Below are 16326 nucleotides of genomic sequence, written 5' to 3' on the forward strand. Positions count from 1 at the left end.
GGTCGCGCCGAACCCTTACCGTGTCCGGGTGACCGCCGACACTCCCGTTCCGTCCGACGGCCCTCTCGTCGCGGAGCTCTCCGAGGACGCCCTCCTCGCCCGCATCTTCCCGCTCCTGCCGGTCGGCGCCGACACGCACGTTCCGCCGGGCGACGACGCCGCGGTCGTGGCCGCACCCGACGGCCGGTTCGTCGTCACCACCGACGTCCTCGTCGAGGACCGGCACTTCCGCCGGGCCTGGTCCTCCGGCGAGGACGTCGGCCGGCGGGCCGCGGTGCAGAACCTGGCCGACGTGGCCGCGATGGGCGCCCGGCCGACGAGCCTCGTCGTCTCCCTGGTGATGCCGGGGGACCTGCCGGTGTCGTGGGTCGAGGGGCTGGCGCGCGGGCTGGCCGCCGAGTGCGGGCCCCTCGGGGTCGGTGTCGTCGGTGGCGACCTGTCCGGGGGGCCGGTCGTCGTCGTCGCCGTCACGGCGCACGGGGACCTGGCCGGCCGCGCGCCGGTGCTGCGCTCGGGCGCGCGACCGGGGGATCTGGTGGCGCACGCCGGGGTGGTCGGACGGTCGGCGGCCGGGCTGGCCCTGCTGGAGGCGGGGCGCGCGGACCTCGACCGCGCCCTGGTGGACGCCCACCTGCGCCCCGTCGCACCGCTGGCAGCGGGTCCGCTCGCGGCGGCCGCGGGTGCGACGGCGATGCTCGACGTCTCGGACGGGCTCCTGCGCGACGCGGGGCGGATCGCACGGGCGAGCGGGGTGCGGATCGACCTGGACGCGGCTGCCCTCGCCGCGGACCGGGAGCGCCTGGGTGTCGTCGCGGGCGAGCTCGGCGGTGTCGCGGAGCGCTGGGTCCTGGACGGTGGGGAGGACCACGGCCTGCTGGCGACGTTCCCCGCCGACTCCCCGCTGCCGGTGCCGTTCCGGGTCGTCGGTCGCGTGGGGGAGGGCTCCGGGGTGAGCGTCGACGGGGTCCCGGCGCCCGCACGGTCCGGGTGGGACCACTTCGCGGGGTGAGCGTCAGCCTCGGCGGTAACGGACCTCGAGCAGGCTGGCGCCGCCGATGTCGTCGAACCGCTCGACACCGTCCGCCTGGAACCCGTGCCGGCGGTAGAAGTGCCGCGCACGCTCGTTGTCCGCGAGGACCCAGAGCGTGATCGTGGTCTTCTCGCCGACCTCCGCGATCACGGTCCGCATGAGGTCGCGCGCCACGCCGTGGCCCCACGTCCCCGGGTCGAGGTAGATCGAGAAGATCTCGCGGTCGCCGCGGCGAGCGTCCTCGTCGCGGCTGGGCCCGACGGTGACGAAGCCGACCACGCGGTCGCCGGAGAGGGCGACCCAGGTGTGGATGTCGTCCCCGGGCCCCTCGCGCAGGTACGTGCGCCACTGCGCCATGCGCGCGTCGGCGTCCAGCGAGGCGAGGTACGCGTCGGGCACGATGCCCGCGTACGCCTCCTGCCAGGACCGCACGTGCACCCGGGCGATACCTGCGGCGTCCCCCTCGGTGGCGACACGGATCGTCACCTCGTCCAGCTGCTCGACCATGGACGTCACCCTGCCACACGGACCGGGCATGACGAAGGCCCGCGAGGTGACAACCTCGCGGGCCTTCGATGCGTCGGGTCGACGTCAGACGGCGCGCTGCACCTTGCCGGCCTTAAGGCACGACGTGCACACGTTGAGACGCTTGGGCGTCCCCGCGACGACGGCACGCACGCGCTGGATGTTCGGGTTCCAGCGCCGCTTCGTGCGCACGTGCGAGTGCGAGATGCTGTGCCCGAAGCTCGGGCCCTTGGCGCAGACGTCGCAGTTGGCAGCCACGGTCTTCTCCTGTTGCTCTTTGCGGATCATGAGCCGCGTATGCGGCGAAGTCAGGGGTCGGGGCGCACGAGGGACACCGTCTCCGTACCGTTTCCGGAAGAGGATTCGGGGGCCGCCACCGGGCACCACCAGCGCCCAGCGAGGCCGGGCAACCGGTCAAGACTAGCCCATCGGGCACGTCGACCCAAATGTGGGTGGGATGAGGCAGGGTGGTGCCCCGGCTCTGGCGACGAGGGTGCTGCAGCGGGACGACACGGCGGAGGTGTGGTGGATCTGCTGGAGGCAGCGGCGGTGCGCGCCTGGGCGGTGGCGGCGCGGACGGCGCTCGAGGCGGCGGCGGACCGGATCGACGCCGTGAACGTGTTCCCGGTGGCGGACTCCGACACGGGCACGAACGTCCTGCTGACCGTCGTGGGCGGTGCGGACGCGGTCGCGCTCGCGCCCGCGGACGCCCTGGCGACGGACGTGGCGCGAGCGTTCGGGCGCGGCGCGCTGCTGGCGGCGCGCGGCAACTCGGGTGTCATCGTCAGCCAGTACCTGACGGGCTTCGCCCGGGGCCTGCCCGCGCACGCGGGTGCCCGCGACGTCGCCCGCGCGCTCGCGGTGGCGGCGCGGGCGGCACGGGAGGCGACCGTCGAGCCGCAGGAGGGCACCGTCCTGACGCTGGCGGACGTCGTGTCCGCGGCCGCGTCGAGCGCGGCCGACGCGGGAGCGGACCTGCCGACGGTGCTCGCCGAGGCGGTGGCGGAGGCGCTGCGTGCTCTCGGACGGATCAGCGCACTGCATCCCGTGCTGCGGGCCGCCCGCGTGCTCGACGCCGGTGCCTGCGCCCTGCTGGTCGTCCTGGACGCGCTCGCTCGCTCGGTCGCCGACGAGCGGCCCGTGCACGTCCCGCTCGACTGGCTGCCCACGGCTGCGGCGCACCACGCGACCGCCGAACCGAGCGGTGGTGCCTACGAGGTCATGCTGCTGGTCAGCGACGACGGCGCGGGCGGGGTCGACGGTGGCGTCGTCGACACCGGTGCCGAGCTCCGGCGGCGCATGGGCGGGCTGGGGGACTCCGTGGCCGTCGTCGGCGGGGACGGGTGGTGGCACGTGCACGTCCACACCGACCAGCCGGCCGCCGCGATCGCCGCCGCCGCGCTCGGCCGACGCGAGCAGGTCCTCGTCCGGCTCCTGGCCGGCGCGCACGCGGGCGGGTCGGCCCTGCACGACCGGGCGGACGGTCGCGAGCGGTGGGGTGTCGTGGTCTGCACGGCCGCACCGGACCTGGCGGCGTGGTACGCCGCCCTGGGGGCCGTCGTCCTGGTCCGCTGTCCCGAGGCGCCGGTCCGGTCCGAGCACCTCGAGCGGGCGGTCACGGACACGGGGGCGGCGCACGTGGTCGTCCTGCCGGGCACGGGGACGGACGCCTCGACGGAGCCGGCCGTGCCGGGCGTGCTCGTCGAGACGCTCGACGCGACCGACGAGGTCCGCGCCGTCGTCGCGTCGCTCGCGCTCGCCGGCGAGGGACCGACCGCCCAGGGTCGCTCGGCGGCGCAGGCGGCTCTGGGGCGCCTCGGCACCGGCACGGTCGACGTCGCCTCGGCAGCCGTCGCGTCGCAGGTCGTCGACGCCCTCGTCCGCGCTCCCCGCGCCACCCCGGCCGAGAGCCTGACGATCCTGTGGCGCGACGCCCCGGACGACGAGCTGCTCGACGCGGTCGTCGCCCACCTGGCCGCGCACCACCCCGGTGTCGAGGCCACGGCGGTCGGGCCGACGGGCCACGGACCCGCTCTCGTGCTGGGACTGGACTGACCGTGGCGACCACCAAGGGGATCCGGTACCAGGACAGCGTGGACTCGCACGTCGACCCGCTCGACGAGAAGCCGCCCGGCAAGCCCGCCGAGCTGAAGAAGCTCGCGGCGCTCGGGATCGAGACGGTGGGGGACCTGCTCTCTCACTACCCCTGGCGCTACGCCGACTCGCGCGAGGTCACCGACATCGCGAGCCTGGCCGTCGGCCGCAACGTCTCGCTCGTCGCCCAGGTGCGCAGCGCCGAGGTCAAGCTGGCGCAGCGGACGGGCAAGCCGCGCGTCGAGGCGAAGGTCACGGACGGCACCCGCACGCTCGACCTGGTGATCTTCATGCCGCACCGGGGTGCCGCGGACTTCCACGTCAAGCGGCTGGTCCCGGGGTCGCTGGGGCTGTTCTCCGGGCAGATCAACATCTTCAACGGGCGCCTGCAGCTGGCCAACCCCACGTACGCGATCTTCGGGCACGAGGTCGACGAGGCGGTGGCTCTCGAGGAGGCCGAGTGGCCGATCCCGATCTACCCCGCGACCGCCGGGCTGGAGTCGGACAAGATCCGGGCGGCCGTCCGGGCTGCGCTCGACCCCCTCACCGAGCAGGACGTGCCCGACCCGGTGCCGGACGTCGTGCGCGCGCAGCGGCACCTCGCGTCGCGCTGGAGCGCCCTGCGCGCCGTCCACGTGCCGCAGACCGAGGAGGACTGGCGCAAGGGCCAGGCACGCCTGCGGTACGAGGAGGCGTTCGTCCTGCAGGCCGAGCTGGCCCGACGTCGGGCCCGCGCGCAGCGCGAGGAGTCGACGGCGCGCCCGGCCCGGTCCGGCGGGCTGCTGGAGGCGTTCGACGCACGGTTGCCCTTCGTCCTCACGGACGGGCAGGTCGCCGCGGGCGAGCAGATCGCGGCCGACCTGGCGCGGGCGCACCCGATGCAGCGGCTCCTCCAGGGCGAGGTCGGCTCGGGCAAGACCGTCGTGGCGCTGCGGGCGATGCTGCAGGTCGTCGACGCGGGCGGTCAGGCGGCGCTGCTGGCACCCACGTCGGTGCTGGCGGGACAGCACGTGCGGACCCTCCGGGCCATGCTGGGCGACCTCGCCGAGGGCGGTCTGCTGGGCGGCTCGGACATCGGCACCCGGGTCGCACTGCTCACGGGGGCGCAGAACGCTGCCGAGCGGCGCAGCAACCTGCTGGAGGCGGCCAGCGGGCAGGCGGGGATCGTCGTCGGCACGCACGCTCTGCTGTCGGACCCGGTGCAGTTCGCGGACCTCGGGCTCGTCGTCATCGACGAGCAGCACAAGTTCGGTGTCGAGCAGCGCGGACGGCTGCAGGCCAAGGCCGCGAACACCCCGCACCTCCTGGTCACCACGGCCACGCCGATCCCGCGCACCGTCGCGATGACGGTCTTCGGTGAGCTGGAGATCTCCGAGCTGCGCCACGTCCCCGCCGGTCGCAGCGGCATCACGACCCACGTGGTGCCCGCGGACAACCGGCCCTGGATGGACCGCACCTGGAGCCGGGTCCGGGAGGAGGTCGAGCGCGGCGGTCGCGCGTTCGTGGTGTGCGCGCGGATCGACCCGGACGAGGAGGAGTCCGACGACGCCGACCTGATCCTCGACGAGCCCGCGACCGTCGGCGAGGCGCAGGCCGCCGCGCAGCGCGCGCCCAAGCGCCCGCTGCGCGCCGTGCTCGAGGTCGCCGAGACGCTGCGGACCGACCCTCGGCTGGGCGGCCTCGCCGTCGGGCTCCTGCACGGGCGCATGACGAGCGAGGAGAAGGACCGCGCGATCGCCGACTTCGCCTCCGGACGCACGCCCGTGCTCGTCTCGACGACGGTCATCGAGGTCGGCGTCGACGTGACCGCCGCCACGATCATGGTGATCCTCGACGCCCAGGTCTTCGGGCTCTCCCAGCTGCACCAGCTGCGCGGCCGGGTGGGCCGGGGGAGCGCGCCGGGGCTGTGCCTGCTCGTCGCGGACGCCCCCGAGGGCACGGTCGCCGCCCAACGGCTGGGTGCGCTCGCGGCGACGACCGACGGGTTCGAGCTGGCGCGGGTCGACCTCGAGCTGCGCAAGGAAGGCGACGTGCTCGGCTCGGCGCAGTCCGGAGGGCGCAGGGCGCTGCGGTTCCTGCGGGTCGTCAGCGACGGCGCCGTCATCGACCGTGCCCGAGACGACGCGCGCGCCCTGGTCGAGGCCGACCCGGACCTGGCGGCGTGGCCGGCGCTGCGGGCGGCCATCCACGTGCAGCTGGCCGACGGGCGCGAGGAGTTCCTCGGCCAGAGCTGAGCCTGTCTCGGGGGCTGCGTCGGAAGGCCAGGACCTCGCATACCCTGACGCACGTGCCCAAGAAGCCCGTCATCCGCGCCCAGGACCTGATCGTCGGCTACGGCGGGGCGCCCGTCTGTGCACCCGTGACCTTCACGCTGGCACCCGGCAAGGTCGTCGCCCTGGTCGGCGCGAACGGCTCCGGGAAGTCCACGGTCCTGCGGGCCGTGATCGGGTTGCTCGAACCGTCCGGTGGGACGCTGCGCGTGTTCGACAACCCCGTCGACGAGCGGGACGTCGTGTTCCGGACGAAGGTCGCCAGCGTCCTCGACGACGACGCGTACTTCCCGGCCCTCACCGTCTCCGAGCACCTGTACCTGACCGCGCGCGGGCACGGCGTGCACGGCGCGCAGGAGGTCGTCGCCGGGCTGCTCGCCGAGTTCGGCCTGACCGACCACGCCAGGTCGCTGCCGGTCGCGCTCTCGTCGGGCCAGCGGCGCCGGCTGCTCCTCGCCGCGGGCTTCGTCCGCCCGCGCTCCCTGCTCGTCCTCGACGAGCCCGAGCAGCGGCTCGACCGCGCGATGCGGGACCGGCTCGCCGCGCGCATCGTCGCGGAGAAGCAGGCCGGCGGCGCGGTGCTGCTCGCCACGCACGACCCGGACCTGCTGCGCGCCGTCGCCGACCGGGCCGTGCACGTCGCCGACGACGTCACGCGGCTGCTGCCGACCGACCAGGCCGCGGACCTGATCTCGCGGGAGAACCCGTGACCGCCGTCGAGCACGACGACGGGTACGACGACGAGCCCGCGGTCCAGCCCTTCGAGGTCGGCGCGGTGCCGTCCGCGACGAGCATCCGCCGGTTCACGTCCCAGGCGGCGAACTCCCGCGGGGGCGCCAGCCTCGGGTCCCTCCTGGGCGGCGTGTACTACGCGGTCATCAGCATCGCGATCAGCGTCGGCGTCGCTCTCGGGGCCGCCCAGGCGATGCGCGCGTCCCTGCCGCCCGCGCCCGAGGTGGAGGCGCCGCTGTCGCTGAACCTCGCCACGCTCGTCGTGGTCATCGTCGTGGCGCTCGCCGGAGCGCTCCTGTCGCTCGCCGGCCGGCTGGGCCCGGTCGGCGCCGGGGGAGCCGAGGCGGCCTGGTGGCTCCCGCTCCCGGTCGACCGGCGCGGGCTGCTGCGCCCCGCGGCGCGCCGGCTGCCGCTGCTCGCGGGCTTCGTCGGCGCGGTCCTCGTCGCCCTCCTGGACGCCGGGCTGCTCGCCGACCCCGGTCTGCGCGTCGCACGGGTCGCCACGACCGCGGCTCTCGTCGCCGCGGGGATCGTCCTGCTCGCGGCCGTCGGCCAGTCCGCCGGGGTGTCCCGACGCTCCCTCGCGCTCGCCGGCGACGTCCTGCTCTTCCTCGCCCCCGTTGCGGCGGTGGTCCTCGCGCGCGTCGGCTGGTCCGTCGACGCGCTGCCGAGCGCGCCCTGGTGGTTCGTCGTCGCGCTCGTGCCCGTGGTCGTCGCGCTCGCGGTCGTCGTCGACCGTCGCCTCGGCCGGGTCCCGACGCGGACGCTGCGGGAGAGCGGCTCGGTGGCGACGCAGGCGGTCGGCGCGGTGGTGTCGATGGACTCCCGCGAGCTGGGCAGGGCGCTGACCGACGGCGCGGCTGCTCCGGTACGCCGGTGGATCGCGCCCCTGAGCACCGCCCGCGGCCCGGCGTCCGCCCTGGTCACCGCCGACTGGGTGGTGCTGCGCCGGTCCGCCCGCCACGTCGTGCAGCTCGTCGTCGCCGCGCTCGTGCCGGTGCTCATCAGCACGGTGCCGCAGCTCGCCAGCCAGGTCGGCGTGCTGTTCGCGCTCCTGATCGCCGGCGCCGTCGCGATGAGCGCGACCGGCGAGGGCGCCCGGCGCGCCGAGATGGCGCCGATCCTCGACCGTCTGCTGCCGCTGGAGGCCAAGACCGTCCGGCGCCTGCGCATGGTCGTGCCCGCCGTCGCGATGCTGCTGTGGTCCCTCGTCGCGTTCGCGGCGGTCGGCCGGTGGGCGTCCGACGTGCCGGGGTGGATCGCGCTCGGGGTCGCCTCGACGCCGGTCTGGGCGGCGGCAGCCGTGCGCGGGTCCTACCGGCCCGCTCCCGACTGGGGCGGAGCGCTCGTGTCGACCCCGATGGGTGCCCTGCCGACGGGCGTGGCGACCGTGCTCGCGCGCGGGCCCGACCTCGTCATCCTGTGCCTGCTGCCGGTGTGGATCGCGGTGCTCCTGCGGACGGTGAACGCGCCGCTGCTCTACGCCCAGATCGTCCTGTCGATCATCGCCGTGGCGATCGCCTCGTCCATCCGCACGCGGTCGCTCATGGAGACCCTCATGGACGCGCAGGAGCAGGAGAGGGCGGGAGCGCGCCGGTGACCCGGATCGTCGCGGGGACGGTCGGCGGGCGGACGCTCGCCGTGCCGCGCGCCGGGACCCGGCCGACGAGCGAGCGGGTCCGCGAGGCGCTGTTCTCCCGGCTCGAGCACCTCGACGTGGTCGACGGTGCCCGGGTGCTCGACCTGTACGCCGGCTCGGGGGCGCTCGGGATCGAGGCCGCGAGCCGCGGCGCCGCCCACGTGACGCTCGTCGAGTCGGCCCGCGACGCGGCCGACGTGTGCCGCCGCAACGTGACGACGCTCGGGCTGGCGGCGACGGTCACGGTGGCCGCCTCGACGGTGGAGCGGTTCGCCGCGCGGCCCACCGTGGCGCCGTGGGACCTCGTCCTCGTCGACCCGCCCTACGACCTGCCGGAGGTCGACCTCGCGACGGTGCTGAGCAGTGTCTCGGCAGCCCTGTCGCCCCACGCCGTCGTCGTCGTGGAGCGCGCGTCACGCACGCCCGAGCCGACGTGGCCGACGGCGCTCGTGCGGTTCGACCGGCGCGCCTACGGGGACACGGTCATGTGGTTCGCGGAGCCGGCGGAGACCTGAGCCGGCCGGTGCAGCACCGTGAGCGCCGGGCCGTCGGGCGCGAGGGGCACGGTGCCGGCCTCGGCGTAGCCCAGGCGCCGGTAGAACGGCAGGTTCCGCGGGTCCGTCGTGCCGAGGTACGTGCCGACGCCGTCTGCTTCTGCCGCCGCGATCCCCGCCTCGGCCAGGCGCCGTCCGACCGTCCGCCCCTGCACCTGCGGGTCGACCGCGAGGTAGTTGAGGTAGGCGGCGGGGGCCGAGGGTGCGAGCGGTGCGGCCGAGCCCAGGGCGGCGAGGATCTCGTCGGCCCGCGTCCGGCCCACGAGGACGGCGAGCACCCCGGCCGGCGACGGGAGCGTGACCGGCGGCTGCGCGGCGCCGGGCAGCCGCCAGGCGGCGACACCGAGCACCCGCCCGGCCCCCCGGGCGACGTGCACGCGACCGACGGCCAGGTAGCGGTCGACGGACGGCCCGAGCCAGGCGGCGCACGCGTCCTGACGGGTGCCGGCATCCGGCAGCGCCCAGACCATCAGCGGGTTCGCGTGGTACGCGCGGGCCAGGACCGTGCGGATCTCCGGGCAGTCGGCGGCGGTGGCCCTGTCCACGACGACGTCGGTGGTCATGGGGCGAGGGTAGGGCTGCCGCGCGTTCGGCTGGTCGGGGCGGGCCGCTGGCCTACCCTGGCGACGTGACCACCGCCGTCTGCCCCGGGTCCTTCGACCCCCTCACGCTCGGGCACGTGGATGTCGTGCAGCGGGCTCGCTCGATGTTCGACGAGGTCGTCGTCGGCGTCGCACGGAACTCGTCCAAGTCGTCGTTGCTCCCGGTCGAGGTGCGGGTCGACCTGGCGCGTGCGGCGTTCGCGGACGTCGACGGGATCCGGGTCGAGGCGGTCGACGGGCTGCTCGCGGACTTCGTCCGTACGGTGGGTGCCGTCGCCGTGGTCAAGGGGCTGCGCGGTGGCGCCGACTTCGACGCGGAGCTGCCGATGGCTCTGATGAACCGGCACCTGTCGGGCGTCGAGACCGTGTTCGTGGTCGGCGACCAGGCGTTGGCGCACATCGCGTCGTCGCTGGTCAAGGATGTGGCGCGCTACGGCGGTCCGATCGACGACCTGGTGCCGCCGGGCGTCGCGGACGCGGTGCGGGCGGCACTACGAGGAGGGGACGCACGATGACCGACGAGGACCCGACCACCAGGCCCGAGGGCCTCACGGGCGTGCTGGACGCGATCGCGTCCGCGGTCGCCAACGCCCGGGCGATGCCGATGTCGTCCTCGGTGCTGGTGAACCGCGCGGAGCTGCTCGACCTGGTGGACCAGGCGCGTGACGTGCTGCCCAGCCAGCTCTCGCGGGCCGACGAGGTGCTCGCCGACGCGGACGCCGCACGTGCGGTCGCCCAGGCGGACGCCGACGCGGTGCTGGCGCAGGCGCGTGCCCAGGCCGCCGCCCTCGTCGACCGGGAGGCCGTGGTCGTCGCGGCGCAGGAGCGTGCCGCGCAGATCGTGGCGGAGGCCGAGCGGGTCGCCGAGGGTCTCCAGCGGGACGCCGACGACTACTGCGACCGTCGGCTGGCGGACTTCGAGATCGACCTGGGCAAGGTGCTGAGCCAGGTCCAGGCCGGCCGCGCGAAGCTCGCGGGACGCCTGGGGGCGGACGAGAGCTGAGACCTGTGCCACTCCCGAACGATTTGGGTGGCCCCTGACCTGTGCCGTAGAGTTATCCGTTGGTTCTGCCGCTCATGGCTGGACCGAGATCAACGAGGGGACCCTGGCCGTGCCGCGCCCTGTTCACCTCGATCCCCGTTCGCCCTTCGTGCTCGATTCGCACGAGCTCGGGAGACGTCCGGGATCGACGAGGACCGTGCAGCGCACCGTGGGTGCCCCGGAAGATCTCGGGACCGACGTGATCGGCATCCCCACCGGGACCGACGTCGAGCTGGATCTGCGGCTCGAGGCGGTCATGGAGGGGGTCCTGGTCACCGGATCCGTCCGTGGTCGGGCGATCGGGGAGTGCGTGCGCTGCCTGGGTGAGGTCGTCGAGAACGTCGACGTCCAGCTCACGGAGCTCTACGTGTATCCCGAGCGCGCGGCCGTCGCGGTCGAGGACGGCGACGACGAGGAGGACGTGCGCGAGCTCGAGGGCGACCTGGTCGACCTGGAACCTGCGCTGCGGGACACGGTCGTGCCGGCTCTGCCGTTCCAGCCGCTGTGCCGTCCCGACTGCCCCGGCCTGTGCTCCGAGTGTGGAGCGCGGCTGGCGGACGACCCTGACCACTCGCATGAGACGCTTGACCCCCGCTGGTCCGCCCTGAGCGGCCTGCTGGGTTCGAACGACGAGACGAAAGAGAGCTAGCCGTGGCTGTTCCGAAGCGCAAGATGTCGCGCAGCAACACCCGTGCGCGTCGGTCGCAGTGGAAGACCACTGCCACGACGCTCCACACGTGCCCGCAGTGCAAGGCCAACAAGATGCCGCACACGGCGTGCCCGTCGTGCGGTACCTACAAGGGCCGCGCCTACGCCGAGGCCGTGCGTACCGAGTTCGAGGTTCGCTGAGCAGTCGCTCGTCCGCTGTGGAGCATTCGATGACCGCAGGACCGGCGTGAGTGCCGCGGCAGAGCTCTTGCACGAGAAGCTCGGGGTCCACCTGGACCCCGAGCTTCTCGTGCTTGCTCTGACGCACCGCTCGTTCGCGCACGAGGCCGGAGGCATCCCCACCAACGAGCGGCTCGAGTTCCTCGGGGACGCGGTGCTCGGGCTGGTCGTCACGGAGTCGCTGTACCGCGCGCACCCGGACCTGCCGGAAGGTGCGCTCGCGAAGATGCGGGCCGCCACGGTGTCGCAGCGTGCGCTCGCGCTCGTCGCGCGGGAGCTCGACCTCGGCGACTACGTGCTGCTGGGCAAGGGTGAGCTGTCGACGGGCGGGCGGGACAAGGACTCGATCCTGTCCGACACCCTCGAGGCCGTGTTCGGTGCCGTGTACCTCAACCACGGCGTGGAGACCGCCCGCGCGGTGGTCGAACGCCTGGTCGGGCCGTCCCTGGTCGCCGCGGCGGACCTCGGTGCCGGGCTGGACTGGAAGACGTCCCTGCAGGAGCTGTCGGCGTCCCTCGGTCTCGGTGCACCGAGCTACGACGTCACCGGCGAGGGACCGGACCACTCCCGCACGTTCACGGCGCGGGCGATCGTCGCGGGTGAGCCCCGTGGCGTCGGCGTCGGCCCGGCCAAGAAGCTCGCCGAGCAGGACGCCGCTGCGGACGCCTACCGGGTGCTCGCCGCGCAGCTGCAGCCCTGACGTGCCCGAGCTGCCCGAGGTCGAGACCGTCCGCGACGGGCTGGCGCGGCACGTGCTGGGCCGCACCGTGGCCGCGGTCGAGGTGCGGCGCGACTACAGCGTCCGGCGGCACGTCGGCGGGCCTCTCGACTTCGCGGGACGGCTGCGCGGTCGACGGCTGGAGGCGGCGGTCCGGCGCGGCAAGTTCCTGTGGCTGCTGCTCGACGAGCACGACGACGCCCTGATGGCGCACCTGGGCATGAGCGGGCAGCTGCTCGTGCGCGAGGCCGGCGAGCCGCGACCGGAGCACCCGCACCTGCGCGTCCGGCTCGACCTCGACGACGGGTCCGCGCTGGACTTCGTGGACCAGCGCACGTTCGGGCACCTGAGCGTCCCGGAGCTCGTCCCCACCCCGGACGGCGCACCCGGCGGGCTCGGGTCGGCGCTGCCGGTGGTCCCGGAGCCCGTCGCGCACATCGCCCGTGACCTGCTGGACCCCGTGCTCGACCGGGCGGCGCTGGTGGCCGCGGTGCGCCGACGCAGGACGGGCATCAAGCGTGCCCTCCTGGACCAGACCGTCGTGTCCGGGATCGGGAACATCTACGCCGACGAGGGCCTCTGGCGAGCGCAGCTGCACTATGCACGGCCGACGGAGACGCTGCGCCGGGCGGAGGTCGAGCGGGCGCTCGACGGCGCGGCGGCGGTGATGACCGAGGCGCTCGTGCAGGGCGGGACCAGCTTCGACGCGCTCTACGTCAACGTGAACGGCGCCTCCGGCTACTTCGACCGCTCGCTCGCCGTGTACGGGCAGGAGGGGCAGCCGTGCCCCCGCTGCGGCACCCCGGTGCGTCGCGACGAGTTCATGAACCGCTCGTCGTACAGCTGCCCGCGGTGCCAGCCGCGCCCGCGCCGAGGCCGGTTCTAGCTAGCGCGCGACGACGTTGCGGAGCTCGCCACCGGCGAGGAACGCCGCCAGGTTCGCGGCCACGAGCTCGCCGGCACCCCTCGGCCGTCCGCCGGCCGCGTGCGGGCTGATCAGCAGCCGCGGCTCGTCCCACAGCGGGGAGTCGGCCGGGAGCGGCTCGGTCTCGAACACGTCGAGGGCGGCACCCGCCAGCCGGTCGGACCGCAGCGCGTCGAGCAGCGCGGCCTCGTCGAGCGTCGCGCCGCGGCCCACATTCACCACCCACGCACGCGGGGGCAGGAGGGACAGCACGCCGGCGTCGACCGCGTGCCGGGTCTGCTCGGTGGCGGGCAGGAGGGAGATGAGCACGTCGGTCCGCGGCAGGTGGTCGGGCAGGTCGAACGCGGAGATGACCGGGAAGCCGTGCCGGTCTCCCGCCGTGGTGGCGACGCCGGTGACCTGGGCGCCGAGGGCGCCGAGCAGGGGAGCGAGGCGCGCGGCGATCGACCCGAAGCCCCAGATGAGCACCTGCGCGCCGTCGAGCGTCCGGAACGCGTTCCCGGGCTGGGGATCCTGCATGCCGCCGAGCTCACCGGCCCACCGGCGCTCTCCCTGCGCACGGACGAGGTCCGGGAGCCGACGGGCCGCCGCCAGGACGAGGGCCAGGGTGTGCTCCGCGACCGGTCCGTCGTGCAGGCCGCGGCCCGACGTGAGGACGACGTCGTCGGCGAACCCCGCCGCGACCGCCGCGTCCGGACCCGCCGCGAGCGTCTGCACCCACCGCAGGTGCGTGAGGCGGCGGGCGGCGTCGGCCGTCTGCTCCGGCTCGTTGCCCCAGAGCACGAGCACCTCGGCGTCGAGGGCGTCGGCCGGGACCGGTTCGCGCACGTCGTAGCGCACCACCCGCACGTCGGCGGGCAGCGTCGGGTCGTCGGACATCGTCGTCGGCAGCAGGATCGTGGTCACCGTCGATACGATGCCACCGTGGCCGCACGCAGCGCCTCCGGACCCATCACCGTCATGATCGTCGACGATCACGAGGTGGTCCGGCGCGGCGTGGCCGAGATCGTGGACCGGGCCGAGGGCATGACCGTGGTGGCCGAGGCCGGCTCGGTGGCGGACGGGCTCCAGCGGGCCGACCTCGTGCGGCCGAGTGTCGTGCTCGTCGACCTGCAGCTGCCGGACGGCACCGGCATCGACGTCATGCGCGCGCTGCGCGAGCGGCTCCCCGAGTCGCGGGCGATCGTCCTGACGTCGTTCGACGACGCCGGCGCCCTGGAGGCCGCGCTCGACGAGGGAGCCGCCGCCTACCTGCTGAAGTCCGCGCGCGGCGCGGAGATCGTCGACGCGATCCGTGCCGTCGCTGCCGGCCGCGTGCTGCTCGACCAGCGGGCGGTCTCCCGGCACAAGGACCGTCAGGAGGACCCGACCGGAACCCTGACGCCGAGCGAGCTGCGCGTGGTCGAGCTCATCGGCGAAGGGCTGTCCAACCGGGAGATCGCCGAGCGGCTGGGCATCGTCGAGAAGACCGTGAAGAACCACATCACGTCGGTGCTCGCGAAGATGGGGCTGCAGCGGCGCACGCAGGTCGCGGCGTGGGTGGCGTCGCGTGCACGCGCGGGCTGGCAGGTGGACGCCGGCGGCTGATCGGGCGTCGTCGCAGGTCAGCCCAGCGGTGCCTGCCACGTCAGGAGCGTGCCGTGCCCGTCGGGCGCCGCACCGATGTCGGCGGTGCCGCCGTGCTGCCGGGCGCGCTCCGTGAGGTTGTGGGTGCCCGAGGTGCGGCCAGGTCCGGGCGCGAGCCCTACCCCGTCGTCCTCGACCTCGACCCGGACGGAGCCCTGCGGTCCCGCGCCGAGGACGCGCACGCGCACCGTCACCGACGTGGCCTGCGCGTGCCGGGCCGCGTTGGCCAGCCCCTCGCGCACGACCGCGACCACGTCCGAGGCGAGGTCCCGGCCGACCCGCCCGTCCAGCCGGTCCTCGTCGAGGCCGCCCTCGGTCACGACGACCCCGTCGAGGCTCACGACGAGCGCGGGCGCGAACCCGAGGCCCGTCCGTGCGAGGAACGCCTCACGGCGCAGCCGCTCGACCAGGCCGGTCGCGGCGTCCGGGTCGCGCAGGTCGTGCACGATGCGACGGATCTGGCGCACGGAGTCGTCGACGTTGTCGAGCGCCTCGTCCACGATCGCGGTCAGCTCGGTGGCGTCGACGCCGCGGGCCGCGCGTCGTCGGACGGTCTCCAGCTGCAGGCCCGTCGCGAACAGCTGCTGGATGGCGAGGTCGTGCAGGTCCCGGGCGATGCGCTCACGCTCGTCGTGCAGCGCCGCGACGTCCTGGGCGTGGCGACCGGCGGCCAGCTGGTAGGCGAGCGCAGCCTGCGTGGCGAACGACTCCGCGGTGGTCAGGTCGTACGGCTCGAACAGGGGTGCGCCGACCTTCCGCAGCAGGATGAGCACCCCGACGGCGCCGCCGGGCACCAGGACGGGTGTGAACAGTGCCGGGCCGAAGGCCCGCATCGCGGGGGCGGCGACGGAGTGCGCGCGCGAGAGGGACGACGTGATCCGGCCCTTGCGGTCCTCGACCACCGACCATGCCCGGGAGCCCGGGGGCATGGCGGTGCCGACCAGCTTGCGACGCTTGCGGCCGACCGCGACCTCGATGAGCAGCGCGCCACCCACCCCGGGCAGGGCCAGCGCGGCGGCGTCGGCATGGTCGGCGTCCCGGGCGGTCGAGACGATGCGTTCGAGGGCGTCGTCGTCGTCGAGACCCTCCAGCAGCAGGGTGGTGAGGTCCTGGCCCGCCTGGAGCCAGTGCACGCGCTGCCGGGCGTCGGCGTACAGGCGCGCGTTCGTGACGGCCGCCCCGGCTGCCGCGGCGAGCGACACCACGACGTGCTCGTCGGCCGGCGTGAACCCGCCGGCCTTCTCGGACAGGCAGAGCTGGCCGAAGACGCGCGGGCCGACCCGGACCGAGGTGCCGAGGAACGGCACGGTGGTCGGGTGGTCGGCCGGGATGCCGCGGAAGGCGGGGTGGTCACGCACGTCGGTGAGGCGCAGGGCGCCGGTCGCGGGGACGGCGCCGAGCGCCCCGAGCGCCAGGGGTGCCGACCGCAGGACGTCCGCGACGGTGCCCGGCGGCCCGGTGGTCACGAACGCCGTCGAGACCCCGCTGTCGTCGATGACGGTGAGCGCGCCGGACAGGGCACCCGTGAGCCGCGCGGCGACCTGGACGAACCGGTCGAGCACCGCGGCGAGCTCGATCTCGCTCGTGACCGCGAGGATCGCGTCGACCAGGTCGTCGCCGTGCGGGAGGTCCGTGCTCGGCGGAGCACCGGGAAGGGTCTCCTCGGCCACGGTCCGGCCCC

At 74.9% G+C, this 16326-nt stretch carries 18 protein-coding genes; 13 read left to right on the plus strand and 5 right to left on the minus strand.

All coding sequences use genetic code 11. The annotated features are described in order from the left end of the window. The first annotated feature begins 28 nt into the window (after positions 1-28). The gene (locus CTE05_RS06340) at positions 29-1009 is read left to right on the plus strand and encodes a thiamine-phosphate kinase (RefSeq protein ID WP_146845263.1); all 981 of its coding nucleotides are present in this window, start codon (positions 29-31) and stop codon (positions 1007-1009) included. Positions 1010-1012: 3 nt separating this feature from the next. On the opposite strand, the gene CTE05_RS06345 is transcribed toward CTE05_RS06340, so the two are convergent. Further along, complete coding sequence (locus CTE05_RS06345; protein WP_146845264.1) at positions 1013-1537, minus strand: GNAT family N-acetyltransferase; 525 nt, start codon at positions 1535-1537, stop codon at positions 1013-1015. An 84-nt stretch (positions 1538-1621) separates the two neighbouring features. After that, positions 1622-1813: a 50S ribosomal protein L28 gene (rpmB, locus tag CTE05_RS06350; protein ID WP_029289091.1), complete on the minus strand. Its 192-nt coding sequence runs from the start codon at positions 1811-1813 to the stop codon at positions 1622-1624. A 267-nt stretch (positions 1814-2080) separates the two neighbouring features. Here rpmB and CTE05_RS06355 point away from each other — a divergent pair, with 267 nt between their 5' ends. From CTE05_RS06355 to rsmD, 5 genes are read left to right on the plus strand one after another with little or no spacing between them, the layout of a single operon-like run. Next, complete coding sequence (locus tag CTE05_RS06355) at positions 2081-3610, plus strand: DAK2 domain-containing protein (RefSeq protein WP_186814757.1); 1530 nt, start codon at positions 2081-2083, stop codon at positions 3608-3610. Positions 3611-3612: 2 nt separating this feature from the next. Continuing rightward, positions 3613-5883, plus strand: coding sequence for an ATP-dependent DNA helicase RecG (locus tag CTE05_RS06360; protein WP_307724280.1), 2271 nt, complete (start codon positions 3613-3615; stop codon positions 5881-5883). A gap of 53 nt (positions 5884-5936) precedes the next feature. After that, positions 5937-6629 (plus strand): ABC transporter ATP-binding protein, encoded by a 693-nt coding sequence (locus tag CTE05_RS06365; protein WP_146845266.1) that lies wholly within the window; start codon positions 5937-5939, stop codon positions 6627-6629. Further along, a complete protein-coding gene (locus CTE05_RS06370; protein WP_146845267.1) occupies positions 6626-8251 on the plus strand; it encodes a DUF6297 family protein in 1626 nt (541 codons plus the stop codon). Before CTE05_RS06365 ends, CTE05_RS06370 begins: the two co-directional genes overlap by 4 nt. Next, positions 8248-8805 carry a 16S rRNA (guanine(966)-N(2))-methyltransferase RsmD gene (rsmD, locus tag CTE05_RS06375; RefSeq protein ID WP_146845268.1) on the plus strand — a complete coding sequence of 186 codons (558 nt, stop codon included), beginning with the start codon at positions 8248-8250 and terminating at the stop codon, positions 8803-8805. The genes CTE05_RS06370 and rsmD overlap by 4 nt, the downstream gene beginning before the upstream one ends. On the opposite strand, the gene CTE05_RS06380 is transcribed toward rsmD, so the two are convergent. Further along, positions 8760-9407 carry a GNAT family N-acetyltransferase gene (locus CTE05_RS06380; protein ID WP_146845269.1) on the minus strand — a complete coding sequence of 216 codons (648 nt, stop codon included), beginning with the start codon at positions 9405-9407 and terminating at the stop codon, positions 8760-8762. The genes rsmD and CTE05_RS06380 overlap by 46 nt on opposite strands. A 65-nt stretch (positions 9408-9472) precedes the next feature. Here CTE05_RS06380 and coaD point away from each other — a divergent pair, with 65 nt between their 5' ends. The 6 genes from coaD to mutM all read left to right on the plus strand — a co-directional run bounded on the left by coaD (position 9473) and on the right by mutM (position 12980). Further along, on the plus strand, positions 9473-9961 hold the full coding sequence (coaD, locus tag CTE05_RS06385; protein ID WP_146845270.1) for a pantetheine-phosphate adenylyltransferase: 489 nt from the start codon (positions 9473-9475) through the stop codon (positions 9959-9961). Further along, on the plus strand, positions 9958-10449 hold the full coding sequence (locus CTE05_RS06390; RefSeq protein ID WP_146845271.1) for a hypothetical protein: 492 nt from the start codon (positions 9958-9960) through the stop codon (positions 10447-10449). Before coaD ends, CTE05_RS06390 begins: the two co-directional genes overlap by 4 nt. 109 nt (positions 10450-10558) lie before the next feature. Further along, the gene (locus CTE05_RS06395; RefSeq protein WP_146845272.1) at positions 10559-11137 is read left to right on the plus strand and encodes a YceD family protein; all 579 of its coding nucleotides are present in this window, start codon (positions 10559-10561) and stop codon (positions 11135-11137) included. A 2-nt stretch (positions 11138-11139) separates the two neighbouring features. Further along, entirely contained in the window at positions 11140-11337 is a 198-nt protein-coding gene (rpmF, locus tag CTE05_RS06400; protein ID WP_056585203.1) for a 50S ribosomal protein L32, read from the plus strand. Between the two features lie 46 nt (positions 11338-11383). Next, positions 11384-12076, plus strand: a complete 693-nt coding sequence (gene rnc, locus CTE05_RS06405; RefSeq protein WP_146845273.1) for a ribonuclease III — start codon at positions 11384-11386, stop codon at positions 12074-12076. A gap of 1 nt (position 12077) precedes the next feature. Next, the gene (gene mutM, locus CTE05_RS06410; protein ID WP_146845274.1) at positions 12078-12980 is read left to right on the plus strand and encodes a bifunctional DNA-formamidopyrimidine glycosylase/DNA-(apurinic or apyrimidinic site) lyase; all 903 of its coding nucleotides are present in this window, start codon (positions 12078-12080) and stop codon (positions 12978-12980) included. On the opposite strand, the gene CTE05_RS06415 is transcribed toward mutM, so the two are convergent. Continuing rightward, on the minus strand, positions 12981-13925 hold the full coding sequence (locus tag CTE05_RS06415; protein ID WP_307724281.1) for a phosphoglycerate dehydrogenase: 945 nt from the start codon (positions 13923-13925) through the stop codon (positions 12981-12983). A gap of 54 nt (positions 13926-13979) precedes the next feature. Between CTE05_RS06415 and CTE05_RS06420 the strand changes: the two genes are divergently transcribed. Then, positions 13980-14606, plus strand: a complete 627-nt coding sequence (locus CTE05_RS06420) for a response regulator (RefSeq protein WP_146845337.1) — start codon at positions 13980-13982, stop codon at positions 14604-14606. A 17-nt stretch (positions 14607-14623) separates the two neighbouring features. Here the strand turns inward: CTE05_RS06420 and CTE05_RS06425 are convergent, their stop codons facing one another. Then, entirely contained in the window at positions 14624-16315 is a 1692-nt protein-coding gene (locus tag CTE05_RS06425; RefSeq protein WP_246123342.1) for a GAF domain-containing sensor histidine kinase, read from the minus strand. Between the last annotated feature and the right edge of the window lie 11 nt (positions 16316-16326).

The sequence above is a fragment of the Cellulomonas terrae genome (assembly GCF_007990265.1).
Classification (GTDB): domain Bacteria; phylum Actinomycetota; class Actinomycetes; order Actinomycetales; family Cellulomonadaceae; genus Cellulomonas; species Cellulomonas terrae.